Annotated in this window: 18 protein-coding genes and 1 tRNA gene; 17 read left to right on the forward strand and 2 right to left on the reverse strand. The window is 40.2% G+C overall.

Going from position 1 to position 18,031, the window contains the following annotated elements; translation table 11 throughout:
- Positions 1–357 precede the first annotated feature (357 nt).
- From AA0X71_RS03265 to hisIE, 8 genes are read left to right on the forward strand one after another with little or no spacing between them, the layout of a single operon-like run.
- Positions 358–1,536, forward strand: a complete 1,179-nt coding sequence (locus AA0X71_RS03265; RefSeq protein ID WP_413359160.1) for an ATP phosphoribosyltransferase regulatory subunit — start codon at positions 358–360, stop codon at positions 1,534–1,536.
- 2 nt (positions 1,537–1,538) lie between these two features.
- Complete coding sequence (hisG, locus tag AA0X71_RS03270; RefSeq protein WP_413359162.1) at positions 1,539–2,183, forward strand: ATP phosphoribosyltransferase; 645 nt, start codon at positions 1,539–1,541, stop codon at positions 2,181–2,183.
- A gap of 18 nt (positions 2,184–2,201) precedes the next feature.
- Positions 2,202–3,467 carry a histidinol dehydrogenase gene (gene hisD, locus AA0X71_RS03275; RefSeq protein ID WP_413359164.1) on the forward strand — a complete coding sequence of 422 codons (1,266 nt, stop codon included), beginning with the start codon at positions 2,202–2,204 and terminating at the stop codon, positions 3,465–3,467.
- Between the two features lie 14 nt (positions 3,468–3,481).
- Entirely contained in the window at positions 3,482–4,069 is a 588-nt protein-coding gene (gene hisB / locus AA0X71_RS03280) for an imidazoleglycerol-phosphate dehydratase HisB (RefSeq protein ID WP_413359167.1), read from the forward strand.
- The gene (gene hisH / locus AA0X71_RS03285; protein WP_413359170.1) at positions 4,070–4,696 is read left to right on the forward strand and encodes an imidazole glycerol phosphate synthase subunit HisH; all 627 of its coding nucleotides are present in this window, start codon (positions 4,070–4,072) and stop codon (positions 4,694–4,696) included.
- The gene (gene hisA / locus AA0X71_RS03290) at positions 4,693–5,421 is read left to right on the forward strand and encodes a 1-(5-phosphoribosyl)-5-[(5-phosphoribosylamino)methylideneamino]imidazole-4-carboxamide isomerase (RefSeq protein ID WP_413359173.1); all 729 of its coding nucleotides are present in this window, start codon (positions 4,693–4,695) and stop codon (positions 5,419–5,421) included. The genes hisH and hisA overlap by 4 nt, the downstream gene beginning before the upstream one ends.
- Positions 5,422–6,180, forward strand: coding sequence for an imidazole glycerol phosphate synthase subunit HisF (gene hisF / locus AA0X71_RS03295; RefSeq protein WP_413359175.1), 759 nt, complete (start codon positions 5,422–5,424; stop codon positions 6,178–6,180).
- Positions 6,177–6,818 (forward strand): bifunctional phosphoribosyl-AMP cyclohydrolase/phosphoribosyl-ATP diphosphatase HisIE, encoded by a 642-nt coding sequence (hisIE, locus tag AA0X71_RS03300; RefSeq protein ID WP_413359178.1) that lies wholly within the window; start codon positions 6,177–6,179, stop codon positions 6,816–6,818. Before hisF ends, hisIE begins: the two co-directional genes overlap by 4 nt.
- 88 nt (positions 6,819–6,906) lie before the next feature.
- On the opposite strand, the gene AA0X71_RS03305 is transcribed toward hisIE, so the two are convergent.
- A complete protein-coding gene (locus tag AA0X71_RS03305) occupies positions 6,907–7,140 on the reverse strand; it encodes a hypothetical protein (protein WP_413359182.1) in 234 nt (77 codons plus the stop codon).
- A gap of 177 nt (positions 7,141–7,317) precedes the next feature.
- On the opposite strand from AA0X71_RS03305, the gene AA0X71_RS03310 reads away from it, so the two are divergent.
- The 7 genes from AA0X71_RS03310 (at position 7,318) to AA0X71_RS03340 (ending at position 14,212) form a co-directional block, all read left to right on the forward strand.
- Positions 7,318–8,787, forward strand: a complete 1,470-nt coding sequence (locus AA0X71_RS03310; protein ID WP_413359185.1) for a tetratricopeptide repeat protein — start codon at positions 7,318–7,320, stop codon at positions 8,785–8,787.
- A 97-nt stretch (positions 8,788–8,884) separates the two neighbouring features.
- Positions 8,885–9,865, forward strand: coding sequence for a thioredoxin-disulfide reductase (gene trxB / locus AA0X71_RS03315; RefSeq protein WP_413362453.1), 981 nt, complete (start codon positions 8,885–8,887; stop codon positions 9,863–9,865).
- A gap of 467 nt (positions 9,866–10,332) precedes the next feature.
- Positions 10,333–10,791, forward strand: a complete 459-nt coding sequence (locus AA0X71_RS03320) for an NUDIX hydrolase (protein ID WP_413359187.1) — start codon at positions 10,333–10,335, stop codon at positions 10,789–10,791.
- A gap of 235 nt (positions 10,792–11,026) precedes the next feature.
- Positions 11,027–11,920, forward strand: a complete 894-nt coding sequence (rapZ, locus tag AA0X71_RS03325; protein ID WP_413359189.1) for an RNase adapter RapZ — start codon at positions 11,027–11,029, stop codon at positions 11,918–11,920.
- Positions 11,917–12,900, forward strand: a complete 984-nt coding sequence (locus AA0X71_RS03330; protein WP_413359192.1) for a gluconeogenesis factor YvcK family protein — start codon at positions 11,917–11,919, stop codon at positions 12,898–12,900. Before rapZ ends, AA0X71_RS03330 begins: the two co-directional genes overlap by 4 nt.
- A gap of 50 nt (positions 12,901–12,950) precedes the next feature.
- Positions 12,951–13,895, forward strand: a complete 945-nt coding sequence (whiA, locus tag AA0X71_RS03335; protein ID WP_413359197.1) for a DNA-binding protein WhiA — start codon at positions 12,951–12,953, stop codon at positions 13,893–13,895.
- A 62-nt stretch (positions 13,896–13,957) separates the two neighbouring features.
- Complete coding sequence (locus tag AA0X71_RS03340) at positions 13,958–14,212, forward strand: HPr family phosphocarrier protein (protein WP_413359200.1); 255 nt, start codon at positions 13,958–13,960, stop codon at positions 14,210–14,212.
- A 467-nt stretch (positions 14,213–14,679) separates the two neighbouring features.
- Here AA0X71_RS03340 and AA0X71_RS03345 read toward each other — a convergent pair.
- Positions 14,680–14,751: transfer RNA gene (locus tag AA0X71_RS03345), tRNA-Arg, on the reverse strand.
- Positions 14,752–15,059: 308 nt separating this feature from the next.
- Between AA0X71_RS03345 and clpP the strand changes: the two genes are divergently transcribed.
- On the forward strand, positions 15,060–15,659 hold the full coding sequence (gene clpP, locus AA0X71_RS03350; RefSeq protein ID WP_413359203.1) for an ATP-dependent Clp endopeptidase proteolytic subunit ClpP: 600 nt from the start codon (positions 15,060–15,062) through the stop codon (positions 15,657–15,659).
- A 1,030-nt stretch (positions 15,660–16,689) separates the two neighbouring features.
- A complete protein-coding gene (gene rpoN / locus AA0X71_RS03355) occupies positions 16,690–18,021 on the forward strand; it encodes an RNA polymerase factor sigma-54 (protein WP_413359206.1) in 1,332 nt (443 codons plus the stop codon).
- Positions 18,022–18,031 lie beyond the last annotated feature (10 nt).

Raw genomic sequence — 18,031 nt, forward strand, 5'->3', positions numbered from 1 at the left:
TGACCGATATAATTGAAATTAGACCGATAAATTTTGTTTTAGACCGATAAAATCAAATTTAGACCGATATATTTTATTTTAGACCGATATCCGCCAAAACGACTTGTGCTCGAACCTGCTGAAATGCAGTAAAATTGAATAAAGTTGATAGAAGATGTCCTCTTTTGAAGGGACATCTATTTTTTAACTCTTTTAATGATTTGAACAATCATTGGTTGACGTGAAGACACATGAGGAGTAAACTACTAATAACTTCACTTTGCTAATACATTAGCGAACTAAAGTAAAACGTAGTAAAGTGATCTAGAACGAACTAAAGAGCTCTAAAGTGAATGGACACAAAAAGGTGGGAATTGGATGAGTCAGCTGTTTATGTTTGAGAAGCCATTAGGGATGAGAGATACATTGCCTGAACTATATGAAGCAAAAAGTCAGGTGAAAAATGCGATTGAATCAGAAATGAAACTGTGGGGCTATCAATTTATGGATACGCCCACATTAGAATATTACGAAACGGTGGGAGCAGCATCAGCCATCCTCGATCAACAACTATTCAAGCTCCTTGATAATCAAGGCCATACATTGGTTTTACGCCCGGATATGACCGCGCCGATTGCGAGAGTGGCAGCTTCTAAGCTTTTGCAAGAGGATCTACCTTTAAGACTTGCATATTCAACGAGTGTATTCCGTGCGCAACAACGAGAAGGTGGAAGACCTGCAGAGTTTGAACAAATCGGAGTGGAGGCCATTGCAGATGAGTCGGTCAGTGCAGATGGGGAAGTGATTGCTTTAATGGTTTCGGCTTTACGAGAAGCAGGAATCAGAAGCTTTCAGATTTCAGTTGGTCATATTGGTTTTGTGAAAGAATTCTTTTTACAGATTTTGGGTACAGAGGAAAGAGCCCGTGCTTTGACGAAGTTTTTATATGAAAAAAACTTTGTAGGGTACCGAGAACATGTGAAAAGCTTGAATCTTTCTTCCATCGATAAGCAGCGTCTTCTCGATTTCTTAAAACTTAGAGGTGGAGAAGAAGTGATTGAGCAAGCTCTCAGTTTAATAGAAAACGAAAAAGGAAGAGAAGCGATTCTGAAGCTAAAGCAGCTTTGGGACATTGTCGTCGATTACGGGGAAGAAGCCAATCTCAAGGTTGATTTAACGCTCGTTAGCCATATGAGCTATTATACAGGAATTTTATTTGAAGTTTATGCGGATAAGGTTGGATTTCCAATCGGCAATGGGGGACGTTATAATCTTCTTCTTCAGAAATTTGGCAAAACGACGGGGGCGACAGGGTTTGCCCTGCGGTTGGACCGGATTCTAGAAGCATTAGGCGAATTGAAACGTGATTCGAACACCCACTGTATTTTATTTAGCGGGGAAAGACGAAAGGAAGCTTACCAACTAGCTAGAGATAAACGAGGCCAGGGAATTAAAACCCTTTTACAAGATATAAATGGGGTTGAAAATATCGATGCTTTTACAGACCAATTTGCTGAAGTCGCCTTTTTAATTGGAAAAGCGGGGAAGGGGTCTTGAAGATGGAAGAGTTCATTACGATTGCGATGCCAAAGGGGAGAATATTTGAGGAGGCAGCAGAACTTTTACGGCAAGCTGGTTTTCAGCTTCCTCCAGAATTTGAAGATTCGCGCAAGCTCATTATTGATGTAGAGAAAGAGCGTTTTCGCTTTATTTTAGCGAAACCGATGGACGTCCCCACTTATGTGGAGCATGGAGTTGCTGATTTGGGGATTGCTGGGAAGGACGTCATGCTGGAAGAAGAAAGAGATGTCTATGAATTGCTAGACTTGAATATTAGCCAATGCTATTTGGCTGTGGCAGGACTTCCGAATACGAAAATGAATGATGTGGCTCCAAAGGTCGCGACGAAATACCCGAATGTCGCTGCTCGCTATTTCCGAGAGCAAGGGGAACAGGTCGAAATTATTAAGCTGAATGGTTCGATTGAGCTTGCCCCACTCATCGGGCTTTCTGATCGAATTGTCGATATCGTTTCAACAGGAAGAACGCTTGTGGAAAATGGGCTTGTGGAATACGAACGAATCATTGATATTACATCAAGATTAATAGTCAATCCAGTTAGTTACCGCATAAAAGATGAGCGTGTCAATGAACTAGTCGATCGATTAGCAGAGGTCATTCAAAGCAAAGTGATAAAGTCATAGCGAAAGGATGTAAGTGTGATGAATATCCAGAGAGTAACTGAATCTCTTTCTATAAAAAGAAGTGTCGATAATGGAACGGACGAACAACTTCTGGCAGTTAAAGCGATTATCGAAAATGTGAAGGCCGAAGGAGACGGAGCGATAAGACGATACACCGAACAGTTCGATGGAACCCTACTCGATTCATTCACGGTAACGATTGAGGAACTGGATGAGGCCTTTGCCGATATGGGTGAGGAAATGATCGCAATCATGCAGGAGGCGGCTGAAAATATCCGCACCTATCATCAAAAGCAATTGCGCTCATCGTGGATGACGACAGAGGAAAATGGAACGATTCTTGGACAAAAGGTCACTCCCCTTGATTCAGTTGGAGTTTATGTGCCAGGGGGAACGGCAGCCTATCCTTCGTCGGTATTAATGAATGTTATTCCCGCTCAAGTAGCAGGAGTCGAACGGATTGTGATGGTTACTCCACCTAACAAAAATGGCAAGATTCCAGCATCGGTATTAGTAGCTGCGCATTTAGCAGGGGTGAAAGAAATATATAAAGTTGGTGGAGCACAGGCCATCGCAGCACTTGCCTATGGAACGGAGTCAATTCAAGCGGTTGATAAAATTACAGGTCCAGGAAACATCTATGTAGCTCTTGCTAAGCGGGAGGTTTATGGGGATGTCGATATTGATATGATTGCTGGACCAAGTGAGATTGCGATCCTCGCAGATGATACGGCAAGAGCGAATGAAGTGGCGGCCGATTTATTATCACAAGCAGAGCATGATGAGCGTGCTTCAAGTGTGTTGGTGACAACCTCTGAAACATTTGCACAAAATGTAGCTGTTGAAGTGGTCAAACAGCTTGTTGACCTTCCGAGAAGAGATATTGCAGCTAAAGCGATTGCTGATTATGGAGCGATTTATATCGCTCGTGATATGGATGAAGCAGTGAAAACCGTCAATGAGTTGGCGCCAGAGCATCTTGAAGTGATTACAGAAAACCCGATGGCATTACTTGGGAAAATTAAGCATGCAGGAGCGATTTTTCTCGGACGATTTAGTTCTGAGCCAGTCGGTGATTATTTCGCTGGCACGAATCATGTGTTACCAACGAATGGAACGGCGAGGTTCTCCAGTCCATTAAATGTAGAAGATTTTCAAAAGAAATCGAGCATTATTATGTATAGTGAAGCTGCTTTGAAAGAAAATGGGGCAAAAATTGCTACCTTTGCACGACAAGAAGGATTAGAAGCACATGCCCGTGCTGTTGAGGAACGTCTGAAATAATGGAGGATGACAAAATGGAGCGAATCGCTAAGTTTACCCGTAAAACAAATGAAACCAATATCGAGTTAGCCTTGAACATAGATGGACAAGGGATTTCTAATTTGGAGACAGGCGTCCCTTTTATAACCCATATGCTTGATTTATTTACAAAGCACGGACAGTTTGATCTCACCATTCAAGCCAATGGCGATACAGAAGTCGATGATCATCATACAACCGAGGATATCGGGATTTGTCTTGGACATGTGTTAAAGGAAGCGTTAGGGGATAAAAAAGGGATTAAACGTTATGGAAATGCCTTCGTACCAATGGATGAAGCACTTGCTCAAGTAGTCGTTGATTTAAGCAATCGACCTCATCTGGAAATGCGGGCAGAGTTTCCAAGCCAAAAAGTGGGAACGTTCGATACAGAGCTTGTTCATGAATTCCTTTGGAAGCTGGCGTTAGAAGCAAGAATGAATTTACATGTTATTGTGCATTACGGTCAGAATACGCACCACATCATTGAAGCAATTTTTAAAGCATTAGGGCGAGCACTTGACGAAGCAACTATGATTGACCCACGAATTAAAGGAATTCCCTCAACAAAGGGGATGTTATAAATGATCGGTATTATTGATTACGGAATGGGCAATTTATTCAGTGTTAGTAAGGCATTGGAGCGACTCGGGGTCGACTATTTTGTTTCAGAAGATAAAGAGGAACTTGCGGCAGCAGATGCCCTTATTTTACCAGGCGTCGGTTCCTTTAAAGATGCCATGGAACGATTAAATGAAACGGGCTTATCTTTGATGATTCAGGAATATCGAAAACCGCTGCTCGGCATTTGTTTAGGGATGCAACTCTTATTCGAACAAAGTGAAGAAAATGGGTTAACGAAAGGACTAGCGCTTATCCCAGGAGAAGTCATTCGTTTTTCTGGGGAAAAGGATGGAAAGCCCTACAAAGTTCCGCACATGGGTTGGAATCGTTTGCGTTTTATGAATCGTTCACCTATTATTCATGAGACCGAGGAGGATTTCGTCTATTTTGTGCATTCCTACTATGTCAACACTGAAGAACGAAATGTTGTTATCGCAAGCTCAGACTATGATGTCGAGGTACCGGCAGTGGTGGGCAAGGGCAATGTATATGGGATGCAGTTTCACCCTGAAAAAAGTGGGAATCTCGGCATGAGTTTACTGCGCAATTTTACACAATTAACGAAGGAAAGGACGATTCAGCAATGACTTTTACCATATATCCAGCAATCGATATGCGCGGCGGGAAATGCGTCCGACTCCTTCAAGGGGATTATGATAAGGAAACGGTGTATGGCGATTCTCCTTTCGAAATGGCACAACGGTTTGCGGAGCAAGGGGCAACCTGGATCCATATGGTTGATTTGGATGGAGCAAAGGACGGCAAACGAGTGAATGATCAATTCGTGTTAGATGCGGCAAAGCTGAAGGCAAAGGTTCAAATTGGCGGGGGCATCCGTGCCGAATCAGATATTGATCATTATCTTGAAAACGGGGTGGAGCGGGTTATTATTGGGAGTGTGGCGATTTCAAATCCAGAATTTGCGATCGAAATGGTGCGGAAATATGGCCGCCAGATTGCGATAGGGCTTGATGCGAAAAATGGCTATGTTGCAACCCATGGATGGCTTCAAACTTCAGAAATGAAAGCCGTTGATGTTGGAAAAAGATTTGCCGATGCTGGAGCGGAAACGTTTATTTTTACCGATATTGCGACAGATGGAATGCTATCTGGTCCTAATCTTGCAGCTGTTCGTGAGCTCGCTCTTGTGACAAAGAAAGAAGTCATCGCCTCAGGAGGAGTGAGCCAATTAGCCGATTTAGCTGCTTTAAAGGAATGTGAAGAAAACGGTGTGCTTGGAGCGATTGTTGGCAAAGCACTATATGAAGGGAAGTTTACGCTTCCAGAGGCTTTGCAGGAGGTGCGAGAGTAGATGTTAACGAAACGGATTATTCCCTGTCTTGATGTAAAAGAAGGTCGGGTTGTCAAAGGGATTCAATTTGTGGAACTTCGTGATGCGGGCGATCCGGTTGAATTGGCTCGATTTTATGATCAGCAAGGGGCTGATGAGCTCGTCTTTTTAGATATTTCCGCTTCCCATGAAGGAAGAAAAACGATGGTGGAAGTCGTAAAAGAAGTCGCTTCAGAATTGGCGATCCCTTTTACCGTCGGTGGGGGCATTAATTCCCTCGATGATATGAAACGGATTTTGCGGGCTGGGGCGGATAAGGTTTCATTAAATACGGCGGCAGTTCTGCGTCCTTCCTTGATTACGGAAGGCTCTCGCTTTTTTGGAGCTCAGTGTATTGTCGTGGCGATTGACGCAAAGTATGATCCTGAGCTTCGTTCGTGGAGGGTGTATACTCATGGTGGTAGAACAGCGACAGATTACGAGGTCATCGAATGGGCGAAGGAAGCGGTGCGGCTCGGAGCAGGAGAAATTCTGTTAACGAGTATGGATTGTGATGGCGAAAAAGATGGATTTGATTTGGCTCTTACGAAGGCGGTTAGTGAAGTGGTCACGGTTCCGGTCATTGCCTCTGGAGGGGCAGGAAATGCCGAACATTTTGTTGAAGCTTTTAGGGAAGGGTTAGCAGACGCTGCATTAGCGGCTTCGATCTTTCATTATAAGGAAACATCGGTTGAAGAAGTGAAGACATTTTTAAAAAGTGAAGGTGTGAATGTGAGATGAATATCGATAACTTAAAATTTGATGAAGCAGGTCTCATTCCAGCAATCGTTCAGGACGCCACTACAAAGGAAGTTCTCACCCTTGCTTATATGAATCGAGAGTCTTTAGAGAAATCAATTGAAACAAAAGAAACGTGGTTTTTCAGCCGTTCCCGTCAGGAGTTGTGGCATAAAGGAGAAACGAGCGGAAACACTCAAACCATTACTGAGATTAAATTTGATTGTGACCAAGATGCTCTCGTCGTTCTTGTTGAACCGAAAGGACCAGCCTGCCACAATGGAACAACAAGCTGTTTTGTTGAAGGAGTGTTTGGAGAAAGTTCTGCGTCCACTAGCAATCTTGCGGATTATCAAATTTTGCAATCGTTGCAGGATGTGATTCATCTTCGTGAAAGGGAACGTCCTGAGGGAGCGTACACGACGTACTTATTTGAAAAAGGAGTCGATAAAATCCTCAAGAAAGTAGGGGAAGAATCGGCAGAGGTCATCATTGCAGCGAAAAACCGTGATGCGGAGGAGCTGAAATGGGAAGCGGCCGACCTGATTTATCACTTGTTGGTTCTGTTAGAAGAGCAAAAGTTACCTTTTTCAGAAGTATTGAAAGTGCTACATAAGCGGCATGAAGGTGTGGAGAAATAAGTGGGCCAAACTTTATAGGTTTGGTCTTTTTTTTGTATTGCACAATGCCTGAATCTAGGTCGAACATGCCCAAATCCGCAATAACCCCTTAAACCCCCGCAATCATCGCCGAATTACCCGCAATAAAACCGCAAACCCCCGCAATGATCGCCGATTTACCCGCAATAAAACCGTAAACCCCCGCAATCATCGCCGAATTACCCGCAATAAAACCGCAAACCCCCGCAATGATCGCCGAATTACCCGCAATAAAACCGCAAACCCCCGCAATGATCGCCGAATTACCCGCAATAAAACCGCAAACCCCCGTAATGATCGCCAAAATACCCGCAATAACCCATTAAAACCCCCGCAATCCCGGGTACAATCCTCGTCCCTCTACCATAATCCACAAAATTTGGCAGTTCTAATGGGAGATAAGACTTGTAAACACCCTTACCAAATGACTTGTTTGTATGATATACTTCATTGGTATATCTTGAGATAGATGGAGGATTTCATGAGTAAAGACTCTGAAGCAACAAAAACAACAGGAATATTACTATCATTCACTCCGACTGGTGAGTACTATTTCGCAAAAGGCCTTAAGGCTTACCAGCGTCGAGATAATCATAAAGCAATTAAATATCTAGAGCGTGCGATGGAGCTTGAGCCAGGGGAACCGATGATTGCATGTCAATTGGCGATTATTTTATCGGAAAATGGGGAATACGCAGAAGCGAATCGTCTCCTTCATATGATTTTGGAGGAATGGGATGAGCAGATGATGGAATGCCACTATTTTCTCGCCAATAATTATGCCCATCTTGGTTTATTTAAAGATGCGTTCCATCATGCTTCATTATATATGCAGTTAGAAGGAGATGGAGAATTCGCAGAGGATGCGGAAGATCTGTTAGACCTTTTAATGCTTGAAGGCGAAGACATGGAAGAAGAGTTATATGAGCAAGATGACTTAATTTCCAAACAGGAAGAAGCAAGAGAGTTGCTTGAATTGGGAGAATTTCAAAAAGCGTCGATTCTTCTGAAAGAGGTCATTGAAAAGTACCCAGAATACTGGTCTGCTTATAATAATCTCGCCTTAGCGTACTATTATTTAGGGGAACCGCAAAAAGCGGATGATATCTTAAATGAAGTATTAGAAAAAAATCACGGAAATTTGCATGCTTTGTGTAACAAAGCCGTTTTTGCTTTTTACGAAAATGATTGGCAAACAGTAAAGGATTACACAAAGCTGTTAGAAAAAATCAAGCCTATATCTACTGAGCATCAATTTAAGCTTGGGACAACTTTTGCGCTAATTGGAGATTATGACATGGCATACTCTTGGCTGAAAAAGTTGTTTAAACAAGGTTTTGATGGGGAAGGGCCTTTCTATTATTGGCTTTCTTATTCCGCTTATCATACTGGAAGAATGCAAACCGCTGAAAAGAGTTGGCAGAGAGTCATTCAGCTTAACCCGGAAAAAGAAGGGCAAGAGCCTTGGAATAAAGGGACAAATCATCAAAACGTAGATGCCATCAAAAAGCAATTGGCTAGTGAACAAGTAGAAGAACGGCTATTTGGCTTGTTTTTAACATCACTAGCGGATGAAAAAGAAGAGCTTCTTTCTTCTTATGATGGAGAGACGATTTTAGAGAAGGAATATGCGAAATATCTTTTCAAAGAAGAGAAAGTCGCACCGCTTGCTCATAATATTGCCAGTGAATTTTACCAATTCCATCAGCCGACAGATGAAGCTGAGCTCTATATGATGTGGTTTTCCATTGCTGTCGCGATGTATGAGAATGAGTCCCTTCCGAAAAATGAAAAAGCCTATGCATCCGCTGTCGATTATATTTGGAGAAAGTTTCGTCAGGAAAAAGTTTCTCAACAAACTCTCGCCGAACAATATGGCTTGTCTGTCACTACGATGAAAAAGTATGTAAAAATTGTTAATCAATTACTAGAAGACTTAAATCGGGCTTAAGGTCCGATTTTTTCTTTTTCTGCAATTGAGCATAACGATGGACTATGCGGCTATTATTTTATAGGATATGGATAGGTAGGGAATACTATTCATGTTAATGGGATGCTACGTAAAGGAGTGGGATAACATGTCTGAAGAAAAAATTTATGATGTTATTATTGCAGGTGCTGGTCCAGCGGGAATGACTGCTGCTGTATATACATCTCGTGCAAATCTTTCAACTTTAATGATTGAACGAGGAATTCCTGGTGGGCAAATGGCGAATACAGAGGAAGTGGAAAACTACCCTGGTTATGACCATATTTTAGGACCAGATTTGTCTACGAAAATGTTCGAGCACGCTAAGAAATTTGGTGCTGAATATGCATATGGAGATATTAAAGAAATAATAGATGGTGAAGAATACAAAACCGTCAAGGCTGGTTCGAAGGAATATAAAGCCCGTGCTGTCATCATTTCTGCAGGAGCTGAATACAAAAAGATGGGCATTCCTGGGGAAAAAGAATTAGGTGGACGAGGCGTTTCTTACTGTGCGGTTTGTGATGGTGCTTTCTTCAAAGAGAAGGAATTATTAGTTGTCGGTGGCGGGGACTCTGCTGTTGAAGAGGGTGTTTATTTAACTCGTTTTGCTTCTAAGGTGACAATTGTCCATCGTCGTGATGAATTAAGAGCACAGAAGATTCTTCAGCAACGTGCATTTGACCATGAAAAAATTGATTTTATTTGGAATCATACAGTAAAAGAAATCCATGATAAAGACGGGAAAGTCGGTAGTGTAACCCTTGTTTCAACCGTTGACGGAACAGAACAAGAGTTTAAAACTGATGGTGTCTTTGTTTACATCGGTATGATTCCTTTATCAAAGCCATTTGAAACCCTTGGAATAACCAATGAAAATGGCTATATTGTAACGAATGAAAAGATGGAAACAAGTGTGCCAGGTATTTTCGCAGCTGGGGATATTCGTGAAAAAATGCTTCGTCAAATCGTCACAGCTACTGGTGATGGAAGTATTGCTGCTCAAAGCGCCCAGCATTATGTGGAAGAGCTTCAAGAATCTTTAAAAGCAAAAGCATAATAAATCGATAGTCGTACAAAAGTACGGCTTTTTTTTATGGAAAAAGTGAGATTTTCTTTTAAACAAACAAAAAAATCGTTATAACTTACCAAATGCCCCATTATTTACAAAACGTTACTCCCTTTTAATTCTATTGTAACAGTAGTGAAATAAACATTCGTTATGATAAGAGTAGAAATTGACCCCCTTTTAAAATATATACACTTGGACGGCACAAGGAAACTTGTGCTCTTTTTTTGTTCGGAGAATATTAGCTTCTAGCGCTTCGTAAACTTCAGGTAACTGAACGACTCGTAGGAAGAGCTTGCTGTGGCGTTCAGGCGCTTTCACTTTTCTTTTTGAATTCCTATTCATTGTGACGATCTGTTAAAAATAGTATAATAATGTGAAAGGCTGTACATTGAGTAAATCTCACAGAGGTTGAAGAAAGTTTATAATTTTGTGGTGTGATGACTGAGGTGAAGTAAATGCAACGGGTAACCAATTGTGTATTGATGAAAGATGATAAAGTTCTATTATTACAAAAGCCAAAGCGTGGCTGGTGGGTTGCGCCAGGTGGGAAAATGGAGCCTGGTGAGTCTGTTCGAGATTCTTGTATTCGGGAGTTTAGAGAAGAAACAGGTATTTATTTGAAAAACCCACATCTTAAGGGAATCTTTACGTTCATTATGAAGGATGGAGACCAAGTGTTATCCGAATGGATGATGTTTACCTTTTTTGCAGAGAATGCTGATGGAATTCACTTGGATGAATCAGAGGAAGGAAAATTGTCGTGGCATCCTCTTGAAGAGATCAAAAATTTACCAATGGCAGAGGGCGACTATCATATATTAGATTATATGGTACAGGGAAAAGGAATTATTTACGGAACCTTTACCTATACAGAAGATTTTAAGCTTCTACAATACCGTTTAGACCCAAGCTAAAAGGGGAAATTACACTATCCTTTTATAACTCTTCAGCATATTTTATTAGAAATCATAATGGTGAGGAAAATTACTTCAGCCATTGTGACATTTACTCAAATTTTTATTCTTTATGATCCAAGTCAGAAGTAAAACTTTGGTGGGAAACATAATCTATACAAGAACAGCCGAAGAAATAGACTCGCCATAACTACAAACGGCACTCTTAGTGAAACAAATGAATGGGGGAATAAATATGAGTACCGGAGCAGTTAATGATACACAAATGGTCATCATAACAGGGATGTCAGGTGCAGGAAAAACTGTTGCAATTCAAAGCTTTGAAGATCTTGGCTTTTTCTGCGTAGATAATTTACCGCCAACATTGTTACCGAAGTTTCTTGAATTGATGAAGGATTCTGGCAGTAAGATGAATAAGGTTGCCTTAGTAATGGATTTAAGGGGACGAGAGTTTTTTGACCATTTATTTAAAGCATTAGATGAGCTAGGAGAAACCGCTTGGATCACCCCGCAAATTTTGTTTTTAGACGCGGATGATGCTAGTCTTGTCAGACGGTATAAAGAAACGAGAAGATCCCATCCTCTTGCTCCATCAGGTCTTCCGCTTGAAGGAATTCAGTCAGAAAGAGAACTGTTAGAAGAGTTAAAAGGGAGAGCTCAAATCATCTACAACACTTCAAAGCTAAAACCGAAGGAACTACGCGAACGCATTATCCAAGAATTCTCTGTTAATAAAAAATCTACTTTCACTGTCAATGTGATGTCCTTTGGATTCAAGCATGGAATCCCGATCGATGCTGACTTAGTTTTCGATGTACGTTTTCTTCCAAATCCTCATTATATTGATCATATGAGGCCGAAGACAGGACTTGACGAAGAGGTTTATAACTATGTTATGAAATGGAATGAGACGAATAAGTTTTTGGAAAAGGTCATTAGTTTATTGAGTTTTATGCTGCCTCATTACAAACGAGAGGGAAAAGCCCAACTCGTCATTGCTATTGGATGTACAGGTGGCCAGCATCGTTCTGTCGCTTTAACGGAATATCTTGCTCGTTATTTTGAAAACGATTATCATACGCGAGCGTCACATCGAGATATTGAAAGGAGAAAGGAAAAGACAACATGACCAAAAGCGGACAGTCCAAAATAGTCATCATCGGAGGCGGAACTGGCCTACCAGTTTTATTAAGAGGATTAAAAAAGTATCCCCTTGATATTACCGCTGTGGTAACAGTCGCCGATGACGGAGGAAGCTCTGGACGTTTAAGGGATGATATGGATATTCCTCCACCAGGTGATATTCGTAATGTTTTAGCTGCCTTATCCGACGTAGAGCCGTTAATTGAAGAGATGTTTCAGCATCGTTTTAAAACATCAAATGAACTTTCGGGTCATTCATTAGGGAACTTAATTCTCGCTGCGATGACATCGATTACAGGTAATTTCGTTCATGCGATTCAAGAAATGAGTAAAGTGTTAAATGTAAACGGAAGAGTTTTACCTGCAGCAGGTGAAAGTGTTGTCCTACATGCAGAAATGGAGGATGGAACGATTGTCTCTGGAGAATCGAAGATCCCTTATTCAGGGAAAAAAATAAAGCGTGTCTTTTTAACGCCGGAAATTGCCCATCCATTACCGGAGACGGTCCATGCGATCAGACAGGCTGATTTGATCATCATTGGTCCGGGGAGTCTTTATACAAGTATTCTTCCTAATCTTCTCGTACCGAAATTGGGGCAGGAGATTTGTCGGGCTAAGGCGAAAAAAGTATATATATGCAATCTCATGACACAAGCAGGTGAAACATTAGATTACACAGCAAGTGACCATGTGAGCGCGTTATATGATCATATGAAGAGCAAATTTTTAGATACGATATTAGTGAACAGCGAAAATATCCCAGATTCGATTTTAAGTCGATACAGCGAAGAATATTCACAGCCTGTTCACTTTGATTTCAATCAATTATATGAATTGGGGCTTGAGGTCGTTCAAGGAGAGATTATGACACTTGAAAATGGTGTCATCCGTCATGATACGAAAGAAGTGGCCAATATTTTATATTCGATCTTACTAAATGAAACCAAAAAGAGATTTAAAGCGTAAATAAATGAATCCAACTTGATTCAGTTTGTCGTGCTTTAGGGGGTATAGGGATGTCATTCGCTTCAGAAACAAAGAAAGAGCTAACAAACTTAGAAATAAAGGACTGTTGTGGTAAAGCTGAATTATCAGCGCTGATTCGAATGAATGGATCCTTATCCTTCTCCAATCGTAAGCTTGTCGTAGATGTGCAAACGGAAAACGCTGCCATCGCAAGAAGAATTTATACATTACTGAAAAAGAATTATGACGCTCAAGTTGAATTATTAGTCCGTAAGAAAATGCGATTGAAAAAGAATAATGTGTACATTGTAAGGCTTTCACAGCAAGCAAAAGAAATCTTGGAGGATTTAAAAATTCTCCAGGAGGGCTTTGTGTTTGCTCATGATATTTCTAAGGATTTAGTGAAAAAGAAATGCTGCAAACGCTCCTACCTCCGGGGATCATTTTTAGCTGGAGGATCGGTAAATAATCCGGAAACATCTTCCTATCATTTAGAAATAGCCTCTCTTTACAAAGAGCATAATGATGCCCTTTGCGAATTAATGAATTCCTTTGATTTGAATAGTAAAACATTAGAGCGGAAAAAGGGGTATATTACCTATTTGAAGGAAGCGGAGAAAATTACCGAGTACTTAAATATCGTTGGTGCCCATAATGCTTTACTTAAATTTGAGGATATCCGCATTGTTCGCGATATGAGAAATTCAGTCAATCGATTAGTCAATTGTGAAACCGCTAATTTGAATAAAACGATTGGAGCGGCGTTGAGGCAAGTCGAAAATATTCGCTTCATTCAGCAAACGGTCGGATTGGAAATTCTACCGGATAAATTAAGAGAAATTGCTGAATTACGAGTAGCGTATCAGGATGTTACCTTAAAAGAGCTTGGAGAAATGGTATCAGGTGGTCAAATAAGCAAATCAGGCATTAACCATCGCCTCAGAAAAATTGACGAAATTGCTGATAAGCTTCGAGCAGGAGAACCTGTTCAATAACATTTGAAATTCATTTTTTATATAGAGAAACAAAGAGAGACTTTTCAGGGAGGAAGAAGGATATGGTAGAGAAAAAGGTTGAAGTCAAACTTAAAACGGGTTTGCAAGCACGCCCAGCTGCCTTGTTTGTCCAAGAGGCAACACGTTTTTCATCAGATGTATTCATCGAAAAAGACGGTAAGCAAGTCAATGCCAAAAGCATTATGGGACTTATGAGCCTCGCCATTAACTCAGGCGCAGATATCAAGTTAATCGCAGAAGGAAGCGATGAGCAAGAAGCATTAGAAGCACTTGCTAAATATGTGCAACAGGATTAAGAATCGATTTCGAAAAGGGGGAAGCTGCTAGGGTTTATGGTGCTGGCGGCTTCTTTTTTTTGGGTTGTGCATACAGGCACTTGAGCTGATGCTGATACCATAAAAGGAAAAATTCCGCTTAATGAGCAAATATCATGAAAAAGAGCCTATATAGCAGGAGAATTTCCGCCTATTGACTCCAAAAATGTGAAAAATGGCAATTTCGCACGGCATAAGCGGAATTTCTTCCCTTATATACACCGAAATGAGCTCTGTTCTATATATAACCGGAAAACCTCTGCTTATTTTACGTTGGCTTGTTGGAGTTCATGGTGGTGTGTTTTTTGTTGAAGTGATCAGGGGTGAGAATCATGAGGGAAAGAGCGATTAGAAAGATGTATTTCTAGAGGACCCAAAAGAACTTTTAAAAAAAGTTCCTATGCTTGTAGAAAACTCATACAAACATAGGAACACATTGACTATTGTAACGCCCTCGGAGGGAATCGAACCCCCATTTTAAGAACCGGAATCTTACGTGCTATCCGTTGCACCACGAGGGCAAATTTAAAATCCGTCATTTTTAGACGCTTCCCTATTATATGCCATGTTTTGTGGTTTTTCAAGGGTCAAAATCTCTCCCCTTTTACAATTCCATGTGTTTAAATCATCTAAGTTTGGTTATGATGAGAAGTGGGATTATACATAGAATGCCATGGTGAAAAAAGTCGAATAAATCTTTAAGAATATCCAATCGTATTGTTTGACCTTTTTTGACTATCAGTGTATCATAACATACATAACAGTATACTTACGCTTTACTGATTTTTTATGGAAGAAATCGATAACCATTCAAAGGAGGAACATAAAAATGAATTTGATCCCTACAGTTATTGAACAGACAAATCGTGGTGAACGTGCGTATGACATTTATTCTCGTCTTTTAAAAGATCGCATCATCATGCTTGGAAGTGCGATTGATGATAATGTCGCTAACTCCATTGTAGCTCAATTACTTTTCTTAGAAGCTGAAAATCCAGAAAAAGATATTACTCTTTATATTAATAGCCCAGGTGGAAGTATCACTGCTGGTATGGCTATTTATGATACGATGCAATATTTAAAGCCTGATGTGCAAACCATTTGTATCGGGATGGCCGCTTCCATGGGTGCTTTTCTTTTAGCAGCTGGAGAAAAAGGTAAGCGTTACGCGCTTCCAAATGCTGAAGTCATGATTCACCAACCGCTTGGTGGTGCTCAAGGTCAAGCAACAGAAATCGAAATTGCGGCAAAACGCATTCTTTTCCTTCGTGAAAAACTGAACGGAATCTTATCAGAACGCACAGGTCAACCACTTGACGTTATCTCTAAGGATACAGACCGTGACAACTTCATGACAGCTGAAAAAGCAAAAGAATACGGTCTAGTTGACCATATTATTACGCGCAATAATTTAGAAACGAAAAAATAAGTTCGTTTAAAGACTGCTCATCTATGGCTATTTCGCCTGGGGAGCAGTTTTTTTATTTAACTCCTCGAAGTTGCTTTTAAAGGGTTTTCTTTAAAACGATTGGTCTCATCGAAATCTTTTCTCATGAGCTGAATCCCTCTGAGCAGTTCTTAAAAAAATTATTAATGACTTAGATGTTTGACATATGTATTTAATAACGTGGATTTATCCGGTTACCAATTCGAGCTATCTGTCATTTATGGCATCTACAGCAAAAAAGAGCCAATCTAGGCTCTAATCATAACATGGCGAAAAGCGAACTTTATATCGGTTTAGTATATGTTATTCATTTTGTATGGTTTACACTATTGTTGATAAATCTAAGAAACTTGTTGCCTTTAAAAAGAATGAAGTTCATTTATATGGATCGATGTATTGCCATTTTTGAAAAAGATAGATAAGTGATGCACAGATAACACTGTTTATGAAAATCACAAAATGGAAATGTTCATTCATTTTGTATATCCCTAAATATTCATAGAAATTCATGATTCCAAAAGAGAAAATTGCATCGCTTATGGAATTTACGATGATATATAGCCAAAAGTTTCCGAATGTAAAGTATAAAAAAATGGTTGGTAAAACAATGTATAACCCATAAACGAATGGAGTCGTATTGGTTAAGGGGAAAATGGTTTTGCTAACCTCAACAAGTTCATATCTTTGATAGAACTGAAAAAATATAGTCACTAGCAAAGCACTTATTAATCCCCCAGGGATAAAAGATTTAGCCCTTTGTATATCTAAAAAATATAAAAGAAACCAAGGCAGAATTAACATGGACCATAAAAATATATTGGTTAGCATGAGCACACGACCTTCTATAATGATAATGATATTCTAGCCTGTGGTTTCTTGGCTTATGCATATAAAAATAAAAAAGCCAAGACTTCTCCCGGAACCCAATAATTATATCCATCTCCTATCTCATAAACATTTCAATTCACCTATCCCCACTATTCAGGTAAAATAGAACTAGGGGGGATATGAGATGAATTTGAAGCCTGGTTTATGGCAGCAACAAACTCTGAAGTTGACGATGACGCAAGAATTATCTCAAGCGATTGCCTTGTTGCAATACTCCACACAAGAGTTGACTTCTTTTTTGGAGGAGAAGGCAAATGAGAATCCCCTATTAAAAATTGAAGCTGAACATGTCCGGACGATGGATCCGAGGAAAGATCGTTCCACGAAGAAGACGGTAAAAGTGGAGAAGGACAAACAAAGTTGGATTGAACAAATTGGAACAGAGAACAAATCATTAGATTCGTATCTCTTATCACAAATAAATATGAAGCAAGTAAGCGATGAGCAAAGGCATATTATTCAAGAAATTATTTTCAATATTGATGAAAATGGCTATCTTTGTGCCACAATCGAAGAAATCGCCGAAAGTATAAAAGCTACAAATGAGCAGGTTGAAACGTGCTTAAACCTGATTCAAGAATTGGACCCAGCTGGCATTGGGGCAAGGGACTTAAAGGAATGTTTGTACCTCCAGTTGCAAAGACTTGAAAAGAAATATGAGCTAGCTGTAATGATTGTTCAGGAGCATTTTTCTTTATTTGCTGATAAAAAGTGGAAGGAACTTGGGAAAATCCTTGGTGTCCAACTTGCGGAGATTCAGCAAGTATTTGATTTTATTCAAACGTTAAACCCGCGACCAGCGATCGCTTTTCAAGATGAAAAATCAGTCTACATAACGCCAGACGTAGTGGTAAAGTGGGATGGGGAAGCATTTGCGATCAGCATTTTTGATGAAGTGTTGCCGAAGATAAGTTTTAATGATGAATATTACAAGCAATTTTCCACCTACAAAGACAAGCAAGTTAATCGCTTTTTATATGAGAAGCAACAGGATTACTTTTGGATTGTTCGTGCGCTTGAACAAAGAAAAGAAACGCTCACGAAAGTAACGATCAAAATTGTTGAGAAACAACATGACTTTTTTATCAAAGGTCCAGCCTATTTAAAACCGATGACGATGCGTGATATCGCCGAAGAGATTAGCGTTCACGAATCAACGGTTAGCCGTGCCGTGAGAGAAAAATATGCGCAAACGCCATTTGGTTTATATGAATTAAAGTACTTCTTTTCGAGCACGATTCAAACGGTTTCTGATGAAAGTACCTCGTCTCAGCAGGTGAAGGACATTATTTCCAAACTAATTGGAGAAGAGAATAAGCAAAAACCCCTATCCGATCAGGAGATCGTTAAAGTGCTTAATACAAAGCACGGAATCGTCGTTTCAAGGAGAACGATTGCGAAGTATCGGGATCAACTTGGAATCCCATCCTCTTCAAAAAGGAAACGTTATGATTGAAAGGGAAAAA

The organism is Robertmurraya phoenicis (assembly GCF_047302285.1).
Lineage (GTDB): Bacteria > Bacillota > Bacilli > Bacillales > Cytobacillaceae > Robertmurraya.